Annotated in this window: 6 protein-coding genes; 3 read left to right on the top strand and 3 right to left on the bottom strand. The window is 29.4% G+C overall.

All coding sequences use genetic code 11. The annotated features are described in order from the left end of the window. Positions 1-72: 72 nt before the first annotated feature. The gene (locus Q0616_RS05250; RefSeq protein WP_260542907.1) at positions 73-885 is read right to left on the bottom strand and encodes a WG repeat-containing protein; all 813 of its coding nucleotides are present in this window, start codon (positions 883-885) and stop codon (positions 73-75) included. Between the two features lie 131 nt (positions 886-1,016). Between Q0616_RS05250 and Q0616_RS05245 the strand changes: the two genes are divergently transcribed. Then, positions 1,017-2,021, top strand: coding sequence for a hypothetical protein (locus Q0616_RS05245; protein ID WP_260542909.1), 1,005 nt, complete (start codon positions 1,017-1,019; stop codon positions 2,019-2,021). 29 nt (positions 2,022-2,050) lie between these two features. Here Q0616_RS05245 and Q0616_RS05240 read toward each other — a convergent pair whose 3' ends face one another. Then, the gene (locus tag Q0616_RS05240) at positions 2,051-3,142 is read right to left on the bottom strand and encodes a DUF3810 family protein (protein WP_298775584.1); all 1,092 of its coding nucleotides are present in this window, start codon (positions 3,140-3,142) and stop codon (positions 2,051-2,053) included. After that, the gene (locus Q0616_RS05235; protein ID WP_260542915.1) at positions 3,123-4,097 is read right to left on the bottom strand and encodes a bile acid:sodium symporter family protein; all 975 of its coding nucleotides are present in this window, start codon (positions 4,095-4,097) and stop codon (positions 3,123-3,125) included. Before Q0616_RS05235 ends, Q0616_RS05240 begins: the two co-directional genes overlap by 20 nt. Positions 4,098-4,254: 157 nt before the next feature. On the opposite strand from Q0616_RS05235, the gene Q0616_RS05230 reads away from it, so the two are divergent. Together Q0616_RS05230 and uvrA are read left to right on the top strand one after the other, a co-directional pair. After that, positions 4,255-4,593, top strand: coding sequence for a hypothetical protein (locus Q0616_RS05230; protein ID WP_171623612.1), 339 nt, complete (start codon positions 4,255-4,257; stop codon positions 4,591-4,593). 124 nt (positions 4,594-4,717) lie between these two features. Beyond that, positions 4,718-7,410 (top strand): excinuclease ABC subunit UvrA (uvrA, locus tag Q0616_RS05225; protein ID WP_298775581.1); only part of this gene is annotated, 2,693 nt, incomplete at its 3' end.

The raw sequence follows: 7,410 nt of genomic DNA, 5'->3' as shown, positions 1-7,410 counted from the left end.
TTTCTTGCCATAAAAAATGCCCCCAAAAGTGTCTAACTTTTTGGGGGCAGTGTAAGAAAGGTCGCATTTTTTTTATTTCATAACACCTAATTGTGTTAATATTTTTTCTTCATAAGGATCTATCTTAAATTGATCAAATTTTACAAAATCTTTTCCATCTTTCAGATACCCTAATTGATAATTTTGACGAACAACAGGTTGATTTTCGAAACTTTCTAAAATAGGCAATTCAGAAATCGGTTCTAAAATTTTTTCATTTGTAGTCGAAATTAAACCAAAATGCATCAAATAATTTTCTTTGGATAAAAAATAAGGAAAATAAGCCAACACATCAGGACGTTCAATTTTCAAAGAAGTTGATTCTCCAAAAGTTGCAAAATTTTGATCAACAGGTGTTAAATATTCGTATTGAAAATCAATAATTAATTGATTGTTTTTGTCAATCATTCCCCATTTTCCATCTTTTTCTACTCCAGCCAAACCAGCTCTAAAATCGGTACAACCATCATATTCAAACGGAATAATTACTTGATTCAATAAATCAATAAATCCCCATTTTCCGTCTTTTTTTACAGCACAAATATTCTCAATAAAATCACTTGATAATTCATACTCAAACGGAATCAAAACTTGGTTAGACTTGGTTATAAATCCCCATTTTTCGTTTTTCTGAGCACTATATGCATTAACCGTTGTGAGAACTAATTTCTGGTACTCAAAAGGAATAATTACATTTCCAGTTTTATCGATTAAGCCAAATTGATCATTAATAGATATTGGTGCTAAATTATTGCGATCAAAAACAGTTAACTCTTCAAATGTTGTTGTTTCTTTGTGAACGAAATCATCAAACTGATCAGTGTCTTTTGGGTAAATTTTAGTCATAATTCTTTAATTCACCACAAAATTAAAGAATCAAAATTAATAGATATCTTTTTATTTTAAAAATATCCGATTTTAAGCACTTTTTTGTAAATATAATTCTTATTTTTGTAGGAAAGCTTAAAGTATAACCTATGAATATTTTTACTAAATTATTTTTTAGTGCAGCCATAATGTCGAGTAGCTTTGTTTCTGCTCAACAGGAAAACATTAACATTACAAATCTTCCAACGACTATTAATAAAGATTATTCTTTTGATGGAGTTTGGAATATTTCAAATGATGTAACTACTTCTAATTACAAAATTTCTGGCGGAAAATTGACTAACTATTCAGATAAAACTAGTCAAACTTTATTTTTTGATTTATATTTTGTTCCTTCAAAATCTTCGTTGGATTTGTATGATTTACCTAACAAAATCACAACAAATGCCCAATTAGGAACTCTGGAAGGGAATGGAACAAGTTTTAATAATGTAAATGTAACTTTTAAAGCAGCAGATATCCAGAAATTAGCAGATGGAGATTATACACCAATTTTATTATTGAAAGAGAGAGAAACAAGCAATGTTTTAAACTACAAGATTTTAAATAATAAAATATCATTACAATCGAATGATATTATGATTGATAAAGTAATTGATGATGCTAGTTTACCACAATTAACGGAGAAAAATACATTAGCTTCTACAAAAAATATTGACGCAACTTTATCAGATATTTATATTCCCGTAGAGAGTTCATTAGCTATTGAAAATGCAAACAAAAAAGTAAAATTAGCTGGTGTTTGGAAATTAGAAATTGATTTTAATACATTAATGGTTACAGTTGATGGTATTAATAATTCTATTCAGAATTTAGATTCTAAACCAACAAATGACTTGAAATTATTAGTCTATTTTTCAAAACAAAATATTACAGATGCAAAAAAAATAGATGGATTTGAATTGCTTAATTTTGATATTACTCCGGTTGCCGCTTTAACAAAATTAAGTAATCTTGATTTTACAACTAACATCACAAAGTTAGTTCCTGCGGGTGAATATTATCCAATTTTGGTTTTGACAGAGAAGAATAATGAAGGAAACTATGTAATCAAATCTACTTTGAGTTTAGGTGAAAAATATATTTGGAAATAAATTCTAATTAATAAACAAAAAGCGAAATCTTATTGATTTCGCTTTTTTGTTTGGTATAAAATGTAAATCAATTCTACATACTTGTTGTAACTTATTGTTCCTTCTTGATTATTTGCTTTTAAGAATTGATTATTTAATTCTGAAAACGTATCACTTGCTTTTCCTTCATATTTTAAATAATGATTTAATTCTGCTTGACGATCAAGCTTGATTTTTGGATACATATTATTCAATTCCATTTTTACAAAATAAGGATCAGACTTGTAAATTGCACCCAAAAGCGTATAAATACTTTTATAATAAATAGAATAATTAATTTCGGGATTCTTCGATTTTGAGCCTAAATAATAAGCTAAAAAATTTGCTTCACTTTCTGATGCAAATCCCATTTGATGACCATATTCGTGAAAAAGAGTAGCAGGTTGTTTTAGATTTGTATTGTAACGATTCAGGTTTGCTTCAACTGTAAAAGGATTGTAATAGCCTAAAATCCCCATATAATTTTGCATTTTCGAAATCCAAGATAATTTGAAATGAACATTTTCTAACAATCGATAATTTTTCAACCATTTCAAATCTTTTATAGAAGATTGTAGTGAGTAAAATTCTTCATTATAATCATTGAGATTAGATTTAAACTGAATGGTTGTTGTAGAATCATTGTGTTCTATTTTATTACGGGCAATAATTGCTTTGTCTAATTCGATACAATAAATTTCTTTTAGAATTTTTGGTTGAATTGCAATTTCTTTTTGATGAAAAGTTAATGTGTCTTTTTTATACATAACTCCCCAAGCGAATATGTAAATAAAATAGAAGCTATTTACAAAAATCAATAGATGATAAATAGATTTTGAAGTTTCACGATTTTTGTAAAAAAAACTTCTAATCACTCTGAGTATAAGAAAGAAACCAAGAATACCAATCATTAAATAAAAAATATCACCTAATGGTAATTGAACAGAATTGGTCATTTTAGCTACAAAAGCAGATAGGGGGAATGTTATCCTTTGAACGATAAAATCAATGAAATTATCAGATAAGAATAGTACAGAAAAGAGAATAATTTGTGCAATTAATACTAAAAACGAAATGATGGTTTTATTCAACTTCTTTTGCATATTGATTGGCTATAAAACTAATATAAATTAATTGAAAAGTATGGTAAAGCATAATTGGAATCAAGTATATACCGATGTCACCAGAAAAAATAACTGCAGCAATTACCGAGCCATGAACCAACGATTTTTTGGTTGCACAAAATTGAATTGTAATATCATCTTCTCGATTAAAATTCATTTTTAGTGCGATCCATTTAGAAAAATTAAAAAACATAAAAAATAAAGTAACCACTACAACGAAAACAATTAAAAGAGGAATCAAGCCTAATTTGTCAAAAATTCCATCTAAAAATGTGTGACTAAAACTATTGTAGACAATTAAAATGATGGTTAACTTATCTAAGTTAGAAAATTGTTTTTTGTATTTATGATAGAAATTACCCAAAAAAGGTTGAGATAAAGCACCAATAATAACAGGTAAAATAATTTTTAGAACCAAATCTAAAAAAATTCCTAATAAATCAAATTCTCCATCACTTTTTGATAAAAATAAACTCATCCAAAGCGGTGTGATAATAATACCGATTAAACCAGAGATACTCGCATTAAAAATGGCACTGGGTATATTTCCTTTTGCAATAGAAACCATTACTACAGATGAAGAAACAGTACTTGGCAAAGCCGCAAGATAAAAAATAGCGACATAAAGTGTGAAATATGCAGGATAGTTCTTAATGAGTGGATAGAAACAAAGAACAAGTATTGGAAAAAATATAAACGTTATAGACTGGATTAATAAATGCATTTTCCAGTTGGACAAGTCCTTGAAAAAATCTTTCCAATTTAATTTTAACCCATAAAAAAAGAAAACTAAAATAATACCTATATCTATTATTGTATTAAGGTTAATATTGCTGTACGACCACAAACTAATATTTGGGTATATGTAAGCAACTAAAATAGCTATAAATAAAAAAAGGATAAAAGGATCAGGTAATTTGTTTAAAAATTTCAAAATCAATATAATTTAAGCAAAAATAATAAATAACTTTCAAAACATTTAACAAATAATTAATACTTTGATTTGGCGTAAAAGCAATATAAGATTAATTATTTGTAAATTGATGTACTTTTTTTATATATTTGTAGTAACAACACCTAAAATCTATCTTATGAATACATGTCTTCAATGTAACCAAACACTTTTTGGTCGCAAAGACAAAAAGTTTTGCAATGACTTTTGTCGAAATTCTTATAACAACAATCTGAACCGAGACAAAGTAGAGATTGTAAGAAATATTAATAATCGATTAAGAAAGAATAACCGAATTTTAAAATCTTTGTTAGAAGAAGGTATTCGTTCGGTGGATAAAAATGAACTTAGTCTAAGGAACTTTGATTTTAGATACATTACGAATGTTGATGAATCTAAAAATGGCACAATTTTTTATGTGTACGATGTTGGATATCAGAAATTAAACGAAGAAAATTATTTGTTATTTCAGGAATAAATTTTTATTTTTTTATTGAAAAAGCGCGTTAATTATTTAATGCGTTTTTATTTTTTAAAAAATACGGTTTCTTTTAGAGTAGTCAGTACAATAACTTTCCAAAATACATTAACTTTGCGCCACGATGAAAAAAGATATCAATCAACTCGATTCAAAGGAATTTATCCTAATAAAAGGTGCAAAGTTGCACAATCTAAAGAATATTGATTTAGCGATACCAAAAAATAAATTGGTTGTGATTACTGGAATGTCTGGTTCTGGAAAATCTACGTTGGCTTTTGACACATTGTATGCAGAAGGTCAGCGTCGTTATGTTGAAAGTTTGTCGTCTTATGCGCGTCAATTTTTAGGAAAATTAGATAAACCACAAGTTGATTATATCAAAGGAATAGCTCCGGCGATTGCGATACAACAGAAAGTAAATTCAACCAATCCACGTTCTACAGTTGGTACAACAACAGAGATTTACGATTATTTGAAATTATTATATGCCCGAATTGGAAAAACATATTCACCGATTACAGGAGAATTAGTTCAGAAAGATTCGGTGACGGATGTTGTGGATTATTTGAAAACTTTTGAAGCCGAAACAAAATTTATTCTTCAAATTAAATTGGTTGTTCCAGAAGAACGTACGTTTTCTGAACATTTAAATATTCTTCAACAACAAGGGTTTACACGTTTAAGTGTAGATGGAAATCAAGTCAAAATTGAAGATTTAATTTCGTTTAACTTTGAGCCTCAACCCGAAAATGATGTTCATTTAGTCATTGATCGTATTGCATTACCTACAGAAGACGAAGAATCTTTTTATCATCGTTTGGCAGACTCTATCGAAACTGCTTTTTTCGAAGGAAAAGGAGACATTGCAGTTGTAAATATAGATCATAATTCAGTTAAATATTTTTCAAATAAATTCGAATCTGATGGCTTGATTTTTAATGAACCAAACATTCATTTCTTTAGTTTCAACAATCCTTATGGTGCTTGTCCAACTTGTGAAGGTTACGGGAAAGTAATTGGGATTGAAGAAAATCTTGTCGTACCAAATAAATCGTTATCTATTTACGAAGATGCGGTGGTTGCATGGAAAGGAGAGAAGATGAGCGAATGGAAAAATCATTTTATTAAGCAATCACAACAAGTCGACTTTCCTATTCACAAACCTTATTTTGAATTATCAGAAGAACAAAAAGAGTATTTGTGGCGAGGTGATTTGAATTGGGAAGGATTAGACGGTTTCTTTAAAATGGTTGAAGAAAACACCTATAAAATTCAATACCGTGTGATGTTGTCTCGTTACAGAGGAAAAACAACTTGTCCGACGTGTAAAGGAAAACGATTACGCAAAGAAACTAATTTTGTGAAAATTGCAGATAAATCAATCAGTGATTTAGTTGATTTACCGTTAAATGAATTGAATGATTTTTTTACAAGTATTCAATTTAATGAATATGATCAGCAAATCGCTGGTCGAATTATTTATGAAATAAAATCTCGTTTAACTTTCCTATTGGATGTTGGTTTAGAATATTTATCGCTCAACCGTGCGTCAAATACATTGTCTGGAGGAGAATCGCAACGTATCAATTTAGCAACTTCGTTAGGAAGCAGTTTGGTTGGATCGATGTACGTTTTAGACGAACCTTCGATTGGTTTACATTCGCGAGATACGGAAAAGTTTATCACGATTTTACATCGTTTACGTGATTTAGGAAATACAGTAATTGTGGTGGAACATGATGAAGATATCATGAAAGCTGCGGATTATATTATTGATATTGGTCCAGAAGCTGGAACAAATGGAGGAGAGGTCGTGTTTGAAGGAACTTATGACGAATTGATAAAAGCTGATACCTTGACATCTAAATATTTGAATGGGAAATTAGCAATTGAAGTTCCTAAGAACCGTTTAAATTCACCTAATTATTTGAAAATTATAGGTGCACGAGAAAATAATTTAAAGAATATTGATGTTAAATTTCCACTAAACGAATTAACTGTGATTACAGGAGTTTCTGGTTCAGGGAAATCAACGTTAATGAAAGATATTTTAGCACCAGCTGTTCAGCGTCATTTTGAAATCTATGGGAATAAAATTGGTGATTTTGATGATTTAGTTGGTGATTTGAAACAGTTAGAAGGAATCGAGTTAATTGATCAAAATCCAATTGGGAAATCATCGCGTTCAAACCCTGTGACTTATGTGAAAGCTTATGACGATATTCGAAATTTATTTGCATCACAAAAAGCGAGTAAAGTGATGGGATTTCAGCCCAAACATTTTTCGTTTAACGTAGATGGTGGACGTTGCGATGCTTGTAAAGGAGAAGGAACAATTACGATCGAAATGCAATTTATGGCGGATGTTGAGTTGGTTTGTGAAGATTGTCATGGAGAACGTTTCAAGAAAGAAATTTTAGAAGTTAAGTTTGAAGGAAAGTCAATTTCAGATATTTTGAATTTAACAATTGATGAAGCTATCGATTTTTTTGCAGCACATCAACAAAATAAAATTGTAGAGAAGTTAAAGCCTTTGCAAGATGTTGGTTTAGGTTACGTGAAGTTAGGTCAATCGTCGAATACGCTTTCAGGCGGAGAAGCGCAGCGTGTAAAATTGGCTTTTTTCTTGACAAAAGGAGAAACCACGAATAAAACCTTGTTTATTTTTGATGAACCGTCTACTGGTTTGCATTTTCATGATATTCAGAAATTAATCAAGGCTTTACGAGCATTGATTAATTTGGGACATTCAGTTTTTGTGATTGAGCACAATATGGATATTATTAAAGTTGCCGATTGGGTAATAGATCTTGG

This window comes from uncultured Empedobacter sp., from assembly GCF_937930195.1.
In the GTDB taxonomy this organism is placed as follows: Bacteria; Bacteroidota; Bacteroidia; order Flavobacteriales; family Weeksellaceae; genus Empedobacter; species Empedobacter stercoris.
The sequence above is the reverse complement of the archived record's forward strand: the minus strand, read 5'-3'. Positions and strand labels throughout refer to the sequence as shown.

Coding starts and splice junctions, on each gene's coding strand:
- Q0616_RS05250 (WP_260542907.1), bottom strand. CDS start 885: ATGACTAAAATTTACCCAAAAGACACTGATCAGTTTGATGATTTCGTT.
- Q0616_RS05245 (WP_260542909.1), top strand. CDS start 1,017: ATGAATATTTTTACTAAATTATTTTTTAGTGCAGCCATAATGTCGAGT.
- Q0616_RS05240 (WP_298775584.1), bottom strand. CDS start 3,142: ATGCAAAAGAAGTTGAATAAAACCATCATTTCGTTTTTAGTATTAATT.
- Q0616_RS05230 (WP_171623612.1), top strand. CDS start 4,255: ATGAATACATGTCTTCAATGTAACCAAACACTTTTTGGTCGCAAAGAC.